Below are 17,308 nucleotides of genomic sequence, written 5' to 3' on the forward strand. Positions count from 1 at the left end.
GACGCCGCTTGGCAAAGCCCCGTTGCGGGCGCGCGCGCAAAGGATTATGTGCAGCGCATGGCAAAGAACCGTTTTTCCTCGGGCGATGGCCCTTCGCAACGTCAGCTCCGCGTGGGTGAGCTGATCCGGCGCACCCTTTCGGATGTGCTCATGCGTGGCGATGTCCACGACCCCGATCTGAACCGGATCTCGATTACCGTGGGCGAGGTGCGCACCTCGCCCGACCTGAAGGTGGCGACGGCCTATGTCGCGCCGCTGGGGGGCACGCTGGGCGGGCAGGACGCGCAGGAGATGCTGCTGGCGCTGCGCCGTCATCAGGGCGAGTTGCGCCATCTGGTGTCGAAGGCCCTGACGCTGAAATACACGCCCGCGCTGCGCTTCCGGCTGGACGAGACCTTCGACCGTCTGGATGAGACCCGGCGGATGTTTTCGGATGAGACGGTGCAACGCGATATCGCGCGGGGCCATGATGACGAAGACGATCTGGAGTAAGGCGGCGCTTTTCATGCTGCTGGCCGGGCCCGCCCTGGCTGGGCCGTGTCGCGATCTGAGTTTTGAGGACACCTCTTTCACGGTATGTGAGGCGCAGGCGGGCGACGATCTGCGGCTGTGGCTGAACGATGCCTCGGGGGCGCTGATCGGAACGCCCGAGCGGTTGCAGGCCACGCTGGCGCCGGGCGAGCATCTGGCTTTTGCGATGAATGCCGGGATGTATCATGCCGACCGGGCCCCGGTGGGGCTGTTCGTCGAAAACGGGCAGGAACGGCACGGTATTGTCACCTCCGAAGGGCCCGGCAATTTCGGGATGCTGCCCAATGGCGTGTTCTGCGTGGGCAAGGCCTTTGCGGTGATCGAATCGCACCGCTATGTCGAAACGCCGCCCGCGTGCCGCTTTGCCACCCAGTCCGGGCCGATGCTGGTGATCGAAGGCGCGCTGCATCCGCGGTTCCTGCCCGACAGCGACAGCCTGAACATCCGTAACGGTGTGGGGGTGGCCCCGGATGGTCAGACTGCCTATTTTGCGATTTCCAACGTGCCGGTCACCTTCCACCAATTTGCCCGGCTGTTCCGGGATGCGCTGGGCACGCCCGATGCGCTGTTTCTGGATGGGTCGATCTCGCGCCTGATTGCGCCGGATCTGGGCCGCGCCGATCTGGGGGTGCCGATGGGGCCGATCATTGGCGTCGTGACCCACGATTGACCGACGCGCCGCTTCGCGCTAACCCCCGTCCTTCACTCAGGAGGGCGCCATGGCACGCAAAAAGGGACGCGATATTTCCGGCTGGATCGTGGTGGACAAGCCCGCGGGCGTGACCTCGACGGCCGTGGTCGGCAAAGTGCGCTGGGCGCTGGATGCGAAAAAGGCCGGGCATGCGGGCACGCTCGATCCGGCGGCGACGGGGGTGCTGGCGATCGCGCTGGGCGAGGCCACGAAAACCGTGCCCTATATTACCGACGCGCTGAAATGCTATCGTTTCCAGGTGCGGCTGGGGGCGGCGACCAATACCGACGATGCCGAGGGCGAGGTGATCGCGACCTCGGATCTGCGGCCCTCGGATGCCGAGATCCAAGCCGCGCTGCCCGCCTTCACGGGTGACATCGAACAGGTGCCGCCGCAGTTTTCTGCCGTCAAGGTCGACGGCGAGCGCGCCTATACGCTGGCGCGCGCGGGCGAGGAAATGGAGCTGGCCGCGCGCCCGCTGTGGGTGGAAAGCCTGACGCTGCTGGGCCGCCCCGATGCCGACACGATCGAATTGGAAATGGTCTGCGGCAAGGGCGGCTATGTGCGTTCGATCGCGCGCGATCTGGGGGCGGCGCTGGGGTGCCTGGGCCACGTGCTGTGGCTGCGGCGCGAATGGTCGGGGCCGTTCGAAGCATCCGACGGGCTGAGCCTCGACCAGATCGACGCGCTGGCGCGCAGCCCCGAGCTGGACGCGAAACTGTTGCCGCTGGAACTGGGGCTGGCCGATCTGGACGAGGTGCGCGCCACACCCGAGGGCGCCGTTCGGCTGAAAAACGGCAACCCGGGCATGGTCATCGCGTCGGGCGTCGAATTCGGCGACGAGGTCTGGGCCAGCTATCAGGGGCAGCCGGTGGCGGTGGGCATCTACAGATCGGGCGAGTTGCACCCGAGCCGCGTCTTCAATCTGTAACGCGGTTTCGCGGCGGGGATTCGAGTATTTGGGCCAAGAAGAAATGCCGGCTTCTTCTTGGCCCAAATACTCCCGCCGGAGGCATCCGTCGCGGGTGGCTTGCGCTGCACCGGGGGCTGCGCGAAAAGGGGGCATGATCACACGCACCCACCTGAAAGGCGATGCCGCCTCGATTGCGGTCTATTCCGACTGCGAGAGCTATCGTTACCTGTTGACGCGGGTCTGGAACCCGGCTGGGCCGCGGGCGCTGTTCATCATGCTCAATCCCTCGACCGCGACCGAGGTGCAGAACGATCCGACCGTCGAGCGCTGCGAACGCCGGGCGCGGACGCTGGGGTTCGGCGGGTTTCGGGTCACCAATATCTTTGCCTGGCGTGCCACCGATCCCAAGGTGATGCGCGCGCAGGCCGATCCGGTCGGGCCGGAAAACGATGCGGCGATTCTGGAAAGCCTGTCCTGGGCCGGGGGTGCAGCGGATCGGATCGTCTGTGCCTGGGGGGCGCATGGTGCGCATCTGGACCGGGGGCGTGCGGTCGAGGATCTGCTGCGCGGCTCGGGGCGGGATTTGCACCATCTGGGGCTGACCAAGGCCGGCGCGCCGAAGCATCCGCTTTATATCGCCTATGAACAGCAGCCCGAACTCTGGCGTCCGGCGCGTTAACCATAGCTCAAGAAAACCGCCGAATCCGTTGGAATGGCCGGGCTTTGTTTTTGGTTTGGCAGGACTTTCCCGCTAATGTTGCACACGGTGCGCGGGGATGTTGCGATGTTCTTTCTGTCAGGATTGTTGGGCCTTTTGCTGGCGGGTGCCTCGATGGGATTGCTGCCGGGGGACAGCCCGGACGATGAGGATACAGAAACCGGCACCGATGCCGATGCCGATGCCGAGGGCGAGAGCGGCACGGGCGATCTGCTTGATGATCCCGATGCGGGCGATACTGGCACCGTGACCTCGGCCCCCGGGGTCGAAGCCGTAGACCGGGCGCCGTCGGGTGACGCGACCGACGGCGACGATATGCTGTGGGGCGATGTGGGGGACGATCTGGTCGCGGGCGCGGGCGGCGACGATCAGATCAACGGCTATGCGGGGGCGGATACGCTGGACGGCGGCGAAGGCGATGATACGCTTTACGGTGGCGAGGGGGCGGATCTGCTGCAGGGCGGCGCGGGCGGCGACAGTCTGAGTGGCGAGGATGGCGACGATTCCCTGATCGGCGGGGCGGGCGACGACCATCTGTCGGGTTCTTTCGGCGCGGATACGCTGGACGGGGGGGGTGGCGCGGATGTGCTGTCGGGTGGTGCGGACCGCGATCTGTTGGCAGGTGGCGCCGGCAACGACAGCCTGGAAGGCGGCGCCGACGACGATACGCTTGACGGTGGGCTGGGACAGGATGAACTGTTCGGCGGTGCGGGTGACGACCTGCTTGTCGGGGTTGTGCCGGATGCACAAAGCGGAGACACGGATCGGGACGGGATGGATTTTCTCAATGGCGGCGAAGGGGCGGACACCTTGATGATCGGCACGGGGGACTGGGCGTCGGGTGGTGAAGGGGGTGACCTGTTCGCTCTGGGGGAATGGATCGACCCTGCCGATCCGGCCACCATCGAGGATTTCGACCTGCAAAGCGACCAGATCGCCGTGGTCTATGACCCGGATGCCGCGACCGCGCCTCAGCTGAGCATCGAGCCTTCGGACGGCACGGCCGGGGCCGCCTGGGTCGTTCTGAACGGCGTGCGTCTGGCCGAGGTGATGGACGCCGGGGATCTGACGGTCGAAGACATCGTCCTGGTGACCCCGGCGGAATTTGCCTACATGTAAGATGTCGGCGTTGGACGCGCCCGGTTTGCGCCTTGCCGCAGGGCGTGTGATTCAGGCTTTTCTTTTGTGCCGATTTCCCCTATAGGCGCGCATCTGCCGCGTCTGTGGCAGTGACTCCATGGGCCTTGCTGGACGACATCCCGGCCTGCGCCATTCCTCTAACCTGCAAGGAGACCCCGATGTCGATTACCGTTGAAGAGAAAAACCGCCTGATCAAAGATTTCGCCACCAAAGAAGGCGATACCGGTTCGCCGGAAGTTCAGGTTGCGATCCTCAGCTCGCGTATCGCGACGCTGACCGAGCACTTCAAAGAACACAAGAAAGACAACCACTCGCGTCGTGGTCTGTTGATGATGGTTGCTCAGCGCCGCAAGCTGCTGGACTACCTGAAAGCCAAGGATGTGGCCCGTTACCAGTCGCTGATCGAGCGTCTCGGCCTGCGCCGCTGATCCTTTCCGGTTTCGGAAACAGACGCCCGTCTCGCAAGAGGCGGGCGTTTTGCTTTGCGCCGGGGCGGTTGCGGGCGGATCAGGGCCCGAGCCACAGCGCCACAGCGCCCGCGCCCAGCACCGCCGCATAGACGACCAGAACCCGCAGGCCGAACCCCGCCCTGCCGATGGCAAGCGCGATGCCGCCCTTGACGGCGGTGTTGACCGCGAGGGCAAGCACAATGGCCGTGGCCGCGGTGTGCAGCGCCAGATCGCCGTGGCTGAGCCGCGCGACCGAGATCGTCAGCGCGTCGACATCGGTCAGCCCCGATAGTGCCGCCGCGGCATAGACACCGCCTGCGCCGAACCAGCGTTGCAGGTAATGGGTGCCCAGCAGCACCACGATCAGCACCACGCCGAAGGACAGCGCCGTGCCAAGCGCGAGCGGGTTGGTCAGGCCGCTCAGATCGGAGGTGGTCTTGTGTCTTTTGCGGGCAGACAGGGACAGAAGGCCCGCCCCGGCAAACCCCGTCGCGGCCATGGTCGCCAGCGGCAGCGCAAGTGCGGCCAGCAGATCGCGCGAGAAAACCGAACCGACGACGAGCACCCGCAAAAAGGTGACAGAGCCCGCAATCACCACCCCGACCGCCAGCGAAGGGCCAAGGCTCTGGTCAGCGCGCACCATCCGCGACAGGGCCAGCGTGGTTGAGGTCGAAGAGGCGAGCCCGCCGAACAGGCCCGCGATGGCCGCGCCAACCCGCGTGCCGGTCACCCGCATCGCGCCATAGCCCAGGAAGGACAGGCCCGCCACCAGCACGACGGCCCACCACAATTCATAGGGGTTGAGGATCTGACCGGGGCCGAACCCCCGGCGCGGCAGAAGTGGCAGGATGACCACGGAAATCACCGCCAGCTGCACCAGAGCGGCGAGTTCGAAGCGCTGGATCTGGGCGACCCAGCCATGCAGCACCCGCTTGCGCGCCAGCAGCGCGGTCGCCACCACGGCAGCGGCGGCGGCCGCCGCCATGTCCCCCAGCAGCGCCGCCGCCCCGAGCGCGAAAGTCAGCAGAAGCGCGATCTCCGTGGTCAGGCCCAGATCGTCATGGGCGCGGCTTTGCATCCAGTAGGACAGCGCGACGAGCAGGGTCAGCGCGAGAAAGGCAAAGCCCAGAAAGACCGGACCGGCGACCTGGGTCAGCACGCCGCAGATCCCGCCCAGCAGGCCGGTCAGGGCAAAGGTGCGCAGCCCTGCGATCCGGGTGCCCTCGGCTTCGTCGCGGGCATGCCAGCCCCGTTCAAGCCCCAGAAGCAGCCCGATGGCCAGGGCAAGGCCAAGACGTCGAAAGATCTCTAGCTCTTCCATCAGGGGCAACCACGCGCAAGACCGCGGGCAAAGGGCCCGCCAGAACAGGATTACGCCGCCCCGGCAGTCGGGCCAAGCCGGAAACGCGCGCGCTTTTCTGCCGGTGGGGCCATTTATGCGGCGCAACTCCCTGCTTCCCAAAACGGCTGTTTTCCTGTAAGGGCCAGCAATCTGCGACGTGAGGCCAGGCCCCGGGCACATGCAAAGGATAGGGGCGGCGGCAATGGGGCCGCCACGCAATCGGGAGACCCGGAGGGCCGGGCGTGCTCCCAGACAGGATACGCTGAATGTTCAACGTTACGAAAAAATCTATCCAGTGGGGCGACGAGACGCTGACCCTGGAAACGGGCAAGGTTGCCCGTCAGGCCGACGGTTCGGTCATCGCCACGCTGGGCGAGACCTCGGTCATGGCCAACGTGACCTTCGCCAAACAGGCGAAGCCGGGGCAGGATTTCTTCCCGCTCACCGTCCACTATCAGGAAAAATACTATGCCGCCGGTAAAGTGCCGGGCGGCTTCTTCAAGCGCGAGGCGCGCCCGTCGGAAAAAGAGACGCTGACCTCGCGTCTGATCGACCGTCCGTGCCGTCCGCTGTTTGTGCCGGGCTTCAAGAACGAAGTTCTGGTGATGTGCACCGTGCTGTCGCACGATCTGGTCAACGAACCCGATATCGTCGCGATGATCGCGGCCTCGGCGGCGCTGACGATTTCGGGCGTGCCCTTCATGGGGCCGATCGGGGCTGCGCGCGTGGGCTTTGCGAACGGCGAATACGTTCTGAACCCCGATGTCGACGACATGCAGAAACTGCGCGAGAACCCCGAGCAGCGTCTGGATCTGGTCGTTGCGGGCACCAAGGACGCCGTGATGATGGTCGAATCCGAAGCTTACGAGCTGTCGGAAGCCGAAATGCTGGGCGCTGTGAAATTCGGTCACGACGCGATGCAGCCGGTGATCGACATGATCATCGACTTCGCCGAAGACTGTGCCAAGGAGCCCTTCGACTTCTCCCCGCCGGATTATGCCGATCTGTATGAGCGCGTGAAAGCGGCGGGCGAGGCGCAAACGCGCGCCGCCTTCGCCATCAAGGACAAGCAAGAGCGTTCCAACGCCCTTGCGGCGGCCGAAGAGGCGATCAAGGCCGCGCTGACGGATGAAGACCTGGCCGATGCGAACCTCGGTTCGGCGATCAAGAAGCTGCAGTCGAGCATCCTGCGCGGTGACATCATCAACGGTGGCGCCCGCATCGACGGTCGCGACACCAAGACGGTGCGTCCGATCGTGTCGGAAGTCGGCATCCTGCCGCGCACCCACGGTTCGTCGCTGTTCACCCGCGGCGAAACCCAGGCGCTGGTCGTGACCACGCTGGGCACCGGCGATGACGAACAGATCATCGATGCGCTGCATGGCAACTCGCGCTCGAACTTCCTGCTGCACTACAACTTCCCGCCCTACTCGGTCGGCGAAGTGGGCCGCGTGGGTTCGCCCGGCCGTCGTGAAATCGGTCACGGCAAACTGGCATGGCGCGCGCTGCAGGCGGTTCTGCCCGCGGCGACCGACTTCCCCTACACGATCCGCGTCGTGTCCGAGATCACCGAATCGAACGGCTCGTCCTCGATGGCTTCGGTCTGCGGCGGCTCGCTGTCGATGATGGATGCGGGCGTTCCGCTGAAAGCACCGGTTGCCGGTGTCGCGATGGGTCTGATCCTGGAAGAAGACGGCAAATACGCCGTTCTGACCGACATTCTGGGTGACGAAGACCACCTCGGCGACATGGACTTCAAGGTTGCCGGGACCGAAGCGGGCATCACCTCGCTGCAGATGGACATCAAGGTTGCCGGCATCACGCCCGCGATCATGGAGCAGGCCCTGGCGCAAGCCAAGGACGGCCGGATGCACATTCTGGGCGAGATGAACAAGGCGCTGTCGGCCGGCCGTCAGGAATTCTCGGCCCATGCGCCGCGGATCGAGACGATGCAGATCCCGACCGACAAGATCCGCGAAGTGATCGGCTCGGGCGGCAAGGTCATCCGTGAAATCGTCGAAGTGTCGGGCGCGAAGGTCGACATCAACGATGACGGCGTGATCAAGATCGCCTCGGCCAATGGCGACGCCATCAAGAAGGCCTATGACATGATCTATTCGATCGTGGCAGAGCCGGAAGAAGGCAAGATCTACACCGGCAAAGTCGTGAAGCTGGTCGATTTCGGCGCCTTCGTGAACTTCTTCGGCAAGCGTGACGGTCTGGTCCATGTGTCGCAAATCGCGAACAAGCGCCTGAACCACCCGAACGAACTGCTGAAAGAAGGGCAGGAAGTGAAGGTCAAGCTTCTGGGCTTCGACGATCGCGGCAAGGTGCGCCTTGGCATGAAGATGGTCGACCAGGAGACCGGCGAGGAAATCGCCCCCGAGAAGAAAGAAGAAAAAGCCGACGAGTGATCGCGCGCTTTGGACAGACGAAAGCCCCGGTGGAAACACCGGGGCTTTTGCGTTTCGCTGTCGCGTCAAAGGACAGATGCAAAACAAAAGGGCGCCCGTGGGCGCCCTTCGGATCGGTGCAGCGTGCCGCGATTATTTCGGCGCCTTGACGGTGCGCAGATAGGGCAGCTTCACGTCGACATCGCCGAAACGGGCCTTTGCATCTTCGGTCGAGACCGACATCGCCACGATCACGTCCTGCCCGGGCACCCAGTTGGCCGGGGTGGCGAAGGGCACGCCGTCGGTCGCGCGCACGGCATCCAGCGCGCGCAGGATCTCGGCGAAGTTGCGGCCGACCGACATCGGGTAGGTCATCGTCAGGCGCACTTTCTTGTCGGGGCCGATGATGAAGACGGTGCGCACGGTGGCGCTGTCGGCGGGGGTGCGGCCATCGGGCAGATAGGCCTCGGCGGGCAGCATGTCATACAGCTTGGCGACGTTCAGCGAGGTGTCGTCGATGATCGGGAAATCGGCGGGCGCACCTGCGACGGCCTCGATATCGGCTTTCCATTTCATGTGTTCCTCGACCGAGTCGACCGAAACGCCCATCACCTTGGTGTTGCGCTTGGCGAATTCGGGGGCGAGCTGCGCCACGGCACCGAACTCGGTCGTGCAGACCGGGGTGAAATCTTTCGGGTGCGAAAACAGGATCGCATAGCTGTCGCCGATCCACTCGTGCAGGGTCAGCTTGCCGGCGGTCGAGTCGGCGGTGAAATCGGGGGCAATATCGTTGATGCGCAGGCCCATGGGTCCCTCCTGTAGAAATGTCTGTGGCCGGAACATAGGCCCTCCGGACGCGCGCCGCTAGGGCAGGCGGTCGATTTGCGCAGCAGTTTCGCAAAGCGCCACCTTGCCCTTGCCAGGCTGCGGTGCCACCCTCCGGGCAACAGGAGGATTCCGCATGATCGAGAAACGTGACTTTTACATCAACGGCCAATGGGTGGCCCCGGCGGCCCCGCGCGACTGCGCCGTGATCGACCCCTCGACCGAAGAGCCCTGCGCGGTCATCTCGCTGGGGGATGTTGCCGATACCGAAGCCGCCGTCGCCGCCGCCAAGGCCGCGCTGCCCGGCTGGGCCGCCACGCCCCCCGCCGAACGTCTGGCGCTGGTCGAGAAGATTTATGAGATCTACCAGGCCCGGGCCGAGGAAATGGCCCAGGCGATGAGCCTGGAAATGGGCGCGCCGATTGATCTGGCCCGCGAAAGCCAGGTCGGCGCGGGCAGCTGGCACATCGCCAATTTCATCAAGGCCGCGCAGGATTTCCAGTGGATCCGCCCGCTGGGCGACGGCACCCCCGGCGCGATGATCGCGATGGAGCCGGTGGGCGTCGTGGGCCTGATCACGCCGTGGAACTGGCCGATGAACCAGGTCACGCTCAAGGTCATTCCCGCGCTTCTGGCGGGCTGCACGATGGTGCTCAAACCTTCCGAAGAGGCCCCGCTCAGCTCGCTTCTGTTTGCCGAATACCTGCATGACGCCGGCGTGCCCGCGGGTGTCTTCAACCTGGTGAACGGCGATGGCGTGGGCGTGGGCACGCAGCTTTCGACCCACCCCGATATCGAGATGATCTCCTTCACGGGCTCGACCCGCGCGGGCAAGGCGATTTCGAAAGCCGCGGCCGAGACGCTCAAACGTGTCTGTCTCGAACTCGGCGGCAAGGGCGCGAACCTGATCTTCGCCGATGCCGACGACAAGGCTGTGGCCCGCGGCGTGCGCCATTGCTTCCAGAATTCGGGCCAGTCGTGCAACGCGCCGACCCGGATGCTGGTCGAACGCAGCGCCTACGAGCGCGCCATCGAGATTGCCCGCGAAACCGCCGAGGCAACCAAGGTCGGCCCGGCCAGCCTGCCGGGCAAGCATATCGGCCCGGTGGTGAACAAAAGCCAGTATGAGAAAATCCAGGGCCTGATCGAAACCGGCATCGCCGAAGGCGCGCGGCTCTTGGCCGGCGGCCCCGGCCGCCCCGAAGACCTCAATCGCGGTTTCTTCGTGCGCCCCACGATCTTTGCCGATTGCACCCCGGACATGACTGTGATGAACGAGGAAATCTTCGGGCCTGTCCTGGCGATCATGCCCTTCGACACGGAAGAAGAGGCGCTGCGCATCGCCAACGCCACGCCCTACGGGCTGACCAACTATGTGCAATCGGGCGATGGCGCGCGGCGCAACCGCCTGGCCCGTGCGCTGCGTTCGGGCATGGTCGAGATGAACGGCCAGAGCCGCGGGGCGGGCGCGCCTTTCGGTGGCGTCGGCGCCTCGGGTCGGGCACGCGAAGGCGGGCATTGGGGCATCGAGGAATTCTGCGATGTCAAATCCATCTCCGGCTGGGCCGAGTAAATCCGGCCGGGATTTTGAGTATTTGGGCCAAGAAGAAATCCCCTTCTTCTTGGTTCAAATACTCTGCGGGGGTCCGGGGGTGCAAAACCCCCGGCGCGCCCGTCGCAGCAATCGGGTTGCCCTTGCGCGCCACCCGGGCCAGTATCGCGCCGCCTGACACGGAGAGCGCGCATGAGTTTCACCCTCGCCACCTGGAACATCAATTCGGTCCGCCTGCGCGAAGCGCTAGTGTGCAAGCTGATGACCGAAGAAGCCCCCGATGTTCTGTGCCTGCAGGAATGCAAAAGCCCGGTCGAGAAGATCCCGCTCGAGCAGTTTCACGCCCTGGGGTACCGCCACATGGTTGCGCGCGGGCAGAAGGGCTATAACGGCGTGGCGATCCTGTCGAAACTGCCGATCACCGAGGTCGCGGCGGGCGATTACGCGGGTCTGGGGCACGCACGCCACGTCGCCGGGCGGCTGGAAAACGGCGTCACGATCCACAACTTCTATGTCCCTGCGGGCGGCGACATCCCCGACCGCACGGTGAACGAGAAATTCGGTCAGAAGCTCGATTTCCTGACCCATATGCGCGACGATTTCTTTGCTGACCGCCCCGAAAAGGCGATCCTGGTGGGCGATCTGAACATCGCGCCGCGCGAAGACGATGTGTGGAACCACAAGAGCCTGCTGAAAATCGTCAGCCACACTCCGATCGAGGTCGAGCATCTGGCGCAGACCCAGGATGCCGGGAACTGGGTCGACATCACCCGGCAGGACATTCCGCAGGGTCTGCTGTATTCGTGGTGGTCCTATCGTGCCAAGGACTGGGACGCTGCCGACAAGGGCCGCAGGCTCGATCACATCTGGGCCACGCCCGATATTTCCAACGCGGCGCATGGCAGCCGCGTGTTGCGCGCCGCGCGGGGGTGGGAGCAACCTTCGGACCACGCACCGGTTTTCGCGACATTTGATCTGTAAGCCCCCGCACCGCCCCTTGGCGCGGCGGCTGCTCGCGCGCATATAGGGGGCAACCCAATCCGAAAGGAGCGAGACATGTTTGGTAACGACGCAAAACCCGCCGCATCCCCGACGGCTGCCGATCTGGTCTTTGACGTGACCGAGGCCAACTTCATGGCCGAGGTGGTCGACAAGTCGATGACCGTTCCGGTGATCGTCGATTTCTGGGCGCCGTGGTGCGGCCCGTGTCGCCAGCTTGGCCCGGCGCTGGAAGCCGCGGTGACCGAGGCGAAGGGCAAGGTCGTCATGGCCAAGGTCAACGTCGATGAAAACCAGATGATCGCGGGGCAGATGCGGGTGCAATCGATCCCGACGGTCTATGCCTTCTGGCAGGGGCAGGCGGTTGACGGCTTTCAGGGGGCTTTGCCGGCCTCTGAACTGAAGAAATTCGTCGAGAAACTGGCCGCGATGGCGGGCGACGGTGGTTTGGCCGATGCGATTGCCGCGGCCGAGGAAATGCTGAGCGAAGGTGCCGCGGTTGATGCGGCCGAAACCTTCGCCGCGATCCTGGGCGAAGACCCGGACAGCGCCGAGGCCTATGGTGGCTTGATCCGTGCGCATCTGGCGCTGAACGATCTGGATCAGGCGGAAACCTTCCTTGCAGGTGTGCCCGCAAAGATCGCCACTTCCGCCCCGGTCGAGGCCGCGCGGGCCCAGCTTGCGCTGGCCAAGCAGGCACAGAAGGCGGGGCCGCTCGATACGCTGAAAGCCGCGGTCGAGGCCGACCCGGCTGATCATCAGGCGCGCTTCGATTATGCGCAGGCGCTGCATGCGGCGGGGCAGGTCGAAGAGGCGGTCGAACAGCTGCTCGAACTTTTCCGGCGTGATCGCGAATGGAACGACGGCGCCGCGAAAACGCAACTGTTCACGATTTTCGACGCGCTCAAGCCGAACGATCCGATTGCGGCAAAGGGCCGCCGCCGACTGTCGTCGATGATATTTGCCTGATCGTCCGGGCGCGCTAGGTGTTGGGCATGATCAAAGCCGCCGACCTGCCTGAAACCATTCCGCTGTTTCCGCTGCCCGGGGCGCTGCTGTTGCCCCGGGGGCGTTTGCCGCTGCATATCTTCGAGCCGCGCTATCTGCAGATGGTCGAGGATTGCCTGAAGACGCCGCACCGGCTGATCGGGATGATCCAGCCCTGCAAAAGCCGCGATGGCGCGCCGCGCATGAACAGCATCGGCTGTGCCGGGCGGCTGACCGGCTTTTCCGAGACCGAGGACGGGCGCTACATGATTACCCTGTCGGGGATCTCGCGATTCCGGCTGCTGCGCGAGATTGGCGGGTTCACCCCCTATATCCGTGCGCAGGTGTCCTGGACCGATTTCGCGCGCGATCTGGGGCGTGCCGAACATGACCCGGGTTTCGAACGTGTGCCGTTCATGGATCTGCTGTGCCGTTATTTCGAGGCGCAGGGGCTCGACACCGATTGGGACACGCTGAAAGACGCCGAGGACGAGTTGCTAATCAACTCGCTGGCGATGCTTTTGCCGTTGGACCCCGAGGACAAGCAGGCGCTGCTGGAGGCGCCCGATCTGGTCAGTCGGCGCGAGACGCTGGTGACCCTGATGGAATTTGCGCTGCGCTGCCGGGGCGGAGAGGACAAGCTGCAATGAGTGACGATCTGCCTCAGGACAAGCCGCTTTTCGACCGCCGGATGCTGGAGGCGCTCGTTTGTCCGCTGACGCAGGCGGTGCTGACCTATGATGCCGAGCGGCAGGAACTGGTGTCGAAGGCGGCGAAACTGGCCTATCCGATCCGTGGCGGCATTCCGATCCTGCTGGCCGACGAGGCGCGTCCGCTGGATTAAAGCGGACGACCCTGCAACAGCCGGGGCAGGGGGCCGGACAGGCCCGCGGCTTGCCGCATAAAACCCCGCCGCAGCGCGGGGATTGCATTGACCAGCCCCATGCCCAAATCACGCCCCGCCCGAAGAATCGGATTTCTGTTCGAAAACAGCTTGTTGACAGAATCCATCCCGAGCGCGAGCGCGGTGGAATCGAACCGCCGCCAGCCCTGATAGCGTTCCAGAACATCCAGCGCGCCGATGTCTTCGCCCCGCCGCATCGCCTCGACCACGATTTCGGCCAGGGCGCCCACATCGCGCAGCCCGAGGTTCAACCCTTGCCCCGCAATCGGATGCACGCCATGCGCGGCATCGCCGATCAGCGCCACGCGCGGCGCCGCATAGGCGCGTGCCAGCGTCAGGTTCAGCGGATAGCTGAAGCGCGGGCCCGCCAGGCTGATCTTGCCCAGAAAATCGCCGAAACGCGGGCGCAAGATGGCCAGAAAATCCTCGTCCGACAGCGCCGCGATGGTACGGGCGTTGTCGTCGGTCTCGCTCCAGACAATCGAGCTGCGATTGCCGGGCAGCGGCAGGATCGCCAGCGGGCCGGAGGGCATGAAGAACTGATGCGCAATGCCGTTATGGGGCAACTCGTGGTCAATGGCCGCGACCAGCGCGGTCTGGCCATAGCCCCAGCCCTCGCGCCCGATGCCCGCACGTTCCGCCACGCCCGAGCGGCGCCCGTCGGCCCCGACCAGCAGGCGCGCGCTCAACGCGCGACCGTCGGACAGGGTGACACTGATGCCGCCGGGCACGACCTGTTGCGCGATGACCGAGGTCGCCTGAATCAGTGTGATGCCGGGCGCGGCCTGCATCGCGTCCAGAAAAGCGCGATACAGATAGCGATCTTCAAGCATGTAGCCGACCGGCGACTGATCCAGCTCGCGGCTGTCGAAATGCAAAAAGAACGGCGCGCCGCCTTCGCCTGCCTCGCCGTCCGAGGCCTTGACCTCCATCATCGGCTGGGCGTGTTCGGCCACCGCAGGCCAGACGCCGATTGCCGCCAGCAACTTTTGCGAGGCGATCGCCAGCGCATAGGCGCGCCCGTCGAAGGCGTCATCGGCCCGGGCCCGCGCGGGGGCGGCGTCAATCACCGTCACCCGCAATCCCGCTTGCGCCAGAGCCAGTGCCAAGGCCGGGCCATTCAGCCCGCCGCCCGCGATCAAGACATCGGAATCGTGTTTCATGGCGCTACTATGCCGTGCCGTGCGGGATTGTCCATGCGCGGCCTTGTCGCTAGCCTCGCGCCGGGATGAAAAAGGAGTGCGCGATGGTGGGACGTTCGGCAAGTGCGGCAGAACAGGGGCGGGCGATTGCGGCGGGCAAGCTCGATCCGGTCGATCAGGTCGAGGCCTATCTGGAGGCCGCCGCGGCGATCCCGGATGTCTATGCGCGCCTGACGCCCGAACGTGCCCGGGCCGAGGCAATGGCGGCGCGTGGCCGGGCGCGGGCGGGGGTTCTGCGCGGGCCGTTGGATGGTGTGGCGCTCAGCTGGAAGGATCTGTTCGACAGTGCGGGCACCGCGACCGAGGCCGGGTCGCAATTGCTGGCGGGGCGGGTGCCGGCGACGGATGCCGCCGTTCTGGCGCAGGCGACGCTGGCGGGCACCGTCTGTCTGGGCAAGACGCATATGACCGAACTCGCGTTTTCCGGGCTGGGTGTGAACCCGATGACGGCGACGCCGCCCAACGCCATCGACCCGAAGCTTGCGCCGGGCGGGTCAAGTTCGGGCGCGGCGGTTTCGGTGGCACTGGGGCTGGCGGCGGCGGCGGTGGGATCGGACACCGGCGGTTCGGTGCGCATCCCGTCGGCCTGGAACGATCTGGTGGGCCTGAAGACCACGCATGGTCGGGTCTCGACCAAGGGTGTCGTGCCGCTGTGCGCCAAGTTCGACACGATCGGCCCGCTGGCGCGCACGGTCGAGGATTGTGCCCTGGTGCTGGCTGCGATCGAAGGGGGCAAGGCCCCCGATCTGCGCGAGAGCACCCTGGCTGGCATGCGATTGCTGGTGCTGGAGGGCCTGCCCCTTGACGGCGCCCGCGCGGAACCCGTGCAGGGGTTCGAGGCCGCGGTGGACCGGCTTGCCCGCGCGGGTGCGCGGATCGAACGCCGCAGCCTGCCCATGATCGCCCCCGCGATGGATCTGTCGGGGGTCCTGTTCGCGCCCGAGGCCTATGGCCTGTGGAAAGACGTGATCGAGGCAGCGCCGGACAAGATGTATCCGGTCATTCTGGAACGCTTCCGCACCGGGGCCGGGGTTCTGGCTGCCGATTATGTCGCCGCCTGGGCCGCGCTCGATCAGTATCGGGCGCAGTATCTGGCGGCGGTCGCGGGCTATGATGCGGTGCTGGTGCCGACCGCGCCGATCCTGCCGCCCGATGCCGCGCGGCTGCTGTCTGACCCGGCCTATTTCGCCGCCGAAAACCTGTTGGCGCTGCGCAATACCCGGATCGGCAACATCTTCGGGTTGTGCGTGCTGACCCTGCCCACCGGCCTGCCGATGACCGGGATCAGCCTGATGGCCGCGCCGGGTGCCGAGGAGTGTCTGTTGCGGCTGGGACAGGCGGCGGAGACGGCGCTTGACTGAAATGCCACAATTCCTGTGGGCAAGCGCCGGGGATTCATCGCTTTTTCTGGACGTGCGCGTCGCGCTTGGGTAACCTGTCTGTCAAACGGGGCGCAATGATCCCGAGACATGAGGCAAGTTATGGCATTTCCCGAGCGGTTCTCGAACCTGCCCGAATATGCGTTCCCGCGGTTGCGGGGGCTTCTGGATTCGCACGCTCCGGGCGGCGAGGCCATTGCCATGACCATTGGCGAGCCGCGCCATGCGATGCCCGATTTCGTCGGGCCGGTTCTGGCGCAAAGCTTGGCCGAATTCGGCAAATACCCGGCCAATGACGGCACGCCCGAGCTGCTGGCGGCGATTTCGGCCTGGCTGAAGATGCGCTACCGCGCCGATGTGGCGCCCGACCGGATCATGGCGCTGAACGGCACCCGCGAAGGGCTGTTCAACGCCGCGATCGCGCTGTGCCCCGAGGCGAAGAACGGGCAAAAGCCGGTTATCCTGATCCCGAACCCGTTCTATCAGGTCTATGCCGTGGCCGCCGCGACGGTGGGCGCCGAGGCCGTTTTCGTGCCCGCGGCCGAAGAGACCGGATTTCTGCCCGATTATGCGAGCCTGCCGCCCGAAGTTCTGGATCGCGCCGCGATTGCCTATCTGTGCTCGCCCGCCAATCCGCAGGGGGCGGTGGCCTCGCGCGGCTATCTGTCGGCGCTGCTGACGCTGGCCGAGAAGCACGATTTCATCATCTTTGCCGACGAATGCTATTCCGAACTGTGGCGCACCGCGCCGCCGCCCGGCGCGCTGGAAGTGGCCAATGACGAAGGCCACGACCCCGAACGTGTGGTGGTGTTCCATTCGTTGTCCAAACGCTCCAACCTGCCGGGGTTGCGGTCCGGGTTCTGTGCGGGCGGGCGCGAATGCGTCCGCCGGATTCGCCAGTTGCGCGCCTATGCGGGGGCGCCGCTGCCGCTGCCGATCCAGCGCGTGTCCGAACGGGCCTGGGCCGACGAGGCGCATGTGGTCGAGAACCGCCGCCTTTACGCCGAGAAATACGCGATTGCCGAAGAAGTTTTCGCAGGTGTGAACAGTTTCCGCCTGCCCGATGCTGGCTTTTTCCTGTGGCTTCCGGTCGAGGATGGCGAGGCGGCGGCGCTGAAACTGTGGCGCGAAACCGGGGTGCGGGTTCTGCCCGGCGCCTATCTGTCGCGCGATGTGAACGGGGAAAACCCCGGCAAGGGATATATCCGGGTGGCCCTGGTCGCCCCAAAAGAAGAAACGCAGCGCGGGCTGATCTTGCTCCGCGACTGTCTCTATAAATGAGG

17 protein-coding genes are annotated in these 17,308 nt (G+C 65.4%); 14 read left to right on the forward strand and 3 right to left on the reverse strand.

From position 1 onward, the window contains the following. The first annotated feature begins 57 nt into the window (after nucleotides 1-57). The 6 genes from rbfA (at nucleotide 58) to rpsO (ending at nucleotide 4,421) form a co-directional block, all read left to right on the forward strand. On the forward strand, nucleotides 58-492 hold the full coding sequence (gene rbfA / locus P2G62_RS02835; RefSeq protein ID WP_275733353.1) for a 30S ribosome-binding factor RbfA: 435 nt from the start codon (nucleotides 58-60) through the stop codon (nucleotides 490-492). Beyond that, nucleotides 467-1,201 carry a phosphodiester glycosidase family protein gene (locus P2G62_RS02840; protein ID WP_275733354.1) on the forward strand — a complete coding sequence of 245 codons (735 nt, stop codon included), beginning with the start codon at nucleotides 467-469 and terminating at the stop codon, nucleotides 1,199-1,201. The genes rbfA and P2G62_RS02840 overlap by 26 nt, the downstream gene beginning before the upstream one ends. A gap of 49 nt (nucleotides 1,202-1,250) precedes the next feature. Next, nucleotides 1,251-2,153: a tRNA pseudouridine(55) synthase TruB gene (gene truB / locus P2G62_RS02845; protein WP_275733355.1), complete on the forward strand. Its 903-nt coding sequence runs from the start codon at nucleotides 1,251-1,253 to the stop codon at nucleotides 2,151-2,153. A gap of 133 nt (nucleotides 2,154-2,286) precedes the next feature. Beyond that, a complete protein-coding gene (locus P2G62_RS02850; protein ID WP_275733356.1) occupies nucleotides 2,287-2,814 on the forward strand; it encodes a DUF1643 domain-containing protein in 528 nt (175 codons plus the stop codon). Between the two features lie 105 nt (nucleotides 2,815-2,919). Further along, nucleotides 2,920-3,972 carry a calcium-binding protein gene (locus tag P2G62_RS02855; RefSeq protein ID WP_275733357.1) on the forward strand — a complete coding sequence of 351 codons (1,053 nt, stop codon included), beginning with the start codon at nucleotides 2,920-2,922 and terminating at the stop codon, nucleotides 3,970-3,972. 179 nt (nucleotides 3,973-4,151) lie between these two features. Further along, nucleotides 4,152-4,421 (forward strand): 30S ribosomal protein S15, encoded by a 270-nt coding sequence (rpsO, locus tag P2G62_RS02860; RefSeq protein ID WP_275733358.1) that lies wholly within the window; start codon nucleotides 4,152-4,154, stop codon nucleotides 4,419-4,421. Between the two features lie 79 nt (nucleotides 4,422-4,500). Here the strand turns inward: rpsO and P2G62_RS02865 are convergent, their stop codons facing one another. Next, nucleotides 4,501-5,763 carry an MgtC/SapB family protein gene (locus tag P2G62_RS02865; protein WP_275733359.1) on the reverse strand — a complete coding sequence of 421 codons (1,263 nt, stop codon included), beginning with the start codon at nucleotides 5,761-5,763 and terminating at the stop codon, nucleotides 4,501-4,503. 287 nt (nucleotides 5,764-6,050) lie between these two features. On the opposite strand from P2G62_RS02865, the gene pnp reads away from it, so the two are divergent. Next, nucleotides 6,051-8,198: a polyribonucleotide nucleotidyltransferase gene (gene pnp / locus P2G62_RS02870; protein ID WP_275733360.1), complete on the forward strand. Its 2,148-nt coding sequence runs from the start codon at nucleotides 6,051-6,053 to the stop codon at nucleotides 8,196-8,198. 132 nt (nucleotides 8,199-8,330) lie between these two features. Here the strand turns inward: pnp and P2G62_RS02875 are convergent, their stop codons facing one another. Continuing rightward, complete coding sequence (locus tag P2G62_RS02875) at nucleotides 8,331-8,984, reverse strand: peroxiredoxin (protein WP_275733361.1); 654 nt, start codon at nucleotides 8,982-8,984, stop codon at nucleotides 8,331-8,333. Between the two features lie 154 nt (nucleotides 8,985-9,138). Between P2G62_RS02875 and P2G62_RS02880 the strand changes: the two genes are divergently transcribed. The 5 genes from P2G62_RS02880 to P2G62_RS02900 all read left to right on the forward strand — a co-directional run bounded on the left by P2G62_RS02880 (nucleotide 9,139) and on the right by P2G62_RS02900 (nucleotide 13,384). Next, nucleotides 9,139-10,575, forward strand: a complete 1,437-nt coding sequence (locus P2G62_RS02880; protein WP_275733362.1) for an aldehyde dehydrogenase family protein — start codon at nucleotides 9,139-9,141, stop codon at nucleotides 10,573-10,575. A 171-nt stretch (nucleotides 10,576-10,746) separates the two neighbouring features. After that, nucleotides 10,747-11,535, forward strand: coding sequence for an exodeoxyribonuclease III (locus P2G62_RS02885; protein WP_275733363.1), 789 nt, complete (start codon nucleotides 10,747-10,749; stop codon nucleotides 11,533-11,535). A 75-nt stretch (nucleotides 11,536-11,610) separates the two neighbouring features. Continuing rightward, the gene (gene trxA, locus P2G62_RS02890) at nucleotides 11,611-12,522 is read left to right on the forward strand and encodes a thioredoxin (RefSeq protein ID WP_275733364.1); all 912 of its coding nucleotides are present in this window, start codon (nucleotides 11,611-11,613) and stop codon (nucleotides 12,520-12,522) included. A 26-nt stretch (nucleotides 12,523-12,548) separates the two neighbouring features. Continuing rightward, complete coding sequence (locus P2G62_RS02895) at nucleotides 12,549-13,190, forward strand: LON peptidase substrate-binding domain-containing protein (RefSeq protein ID WP_275733365.1); 642 nt, start codon at nucleotides 12,549-12,551, stop codon at nucleotides 13,188-13,190. Beyond that, a complete protein-coding gene (locus tag P2G62_RS02900; protein ID WP_275733366.1) occupies nucleotides 13,187-13,384 on the forward strand; it encodes a Trm112 family protein in 198 nt (65 codons plus the stop codon). Before P2G62_RS02895 ends, P2G62_RS02900 begins: the two co-directional genes overlap by 4 nt. Here P2G62_RS02900 and P2G62_RS02905 read toward each other — a convergent pair. Further along, the gene (locus P2G62_RS02905) at nucleotides 13,381-14,607 is read right to left on the reverse strand and encodes an FAD-dependent monooxygenase (protein WP_275733367.1); all 1,227 of its coding nucleotides are present in this window, start codon (nucleotides 14,605-14,607) and stop codon (nucleotides 13,381-13,383) included. The two genes, P2G62_RS02900 and P2G62_RS02905, sit on opposite strands and share 4 nt — an antisense overlap. 83 nt (nucleotides 14,608-14,690) lie before the next feature. Between P2G62_RS02905 and P2G62_RS02910 the strand changes: the two genes are divergently transcribed. Further along, nucleotides 14,691-16,007, forward strand: coding sequence for an amidase family protein (locus tag P2G62_RS02910; RefSeq protein ID WP_275733368.1), 1,317 nt, complete (start codon nucleotides 14,691-14,693; stop codon nucleotides 16,005-16,007). A gap of 120 nt (nucleotides 16,008-16,127) precedes the next feature. After that, nucleotides 16,128-17,306, forward strand: a complete 1,179-nt coding sequence (locus tag P2G62_RS02915; protein WP_275733369.1) for an aminotransferase class I/II-fold pyridoxal phosphate-dependent enzyme — start codon at nucleotides 16,128-16,130, stop codon at nucleotides 17,304-17,306. The last annotated feature ends 2 nt before the right edge of the window (nucleotides 17,307-17,308 follow it).

It is taken from the genome of Paenirhodobacter sp. CAU 1674, assembly GCF_029222945.1.
GTDB lineage: Bacteria > Pseudomonadota > Alphaproteobacteria > Rhodobacterales > Rhodobacteraceae > Rhodobacter.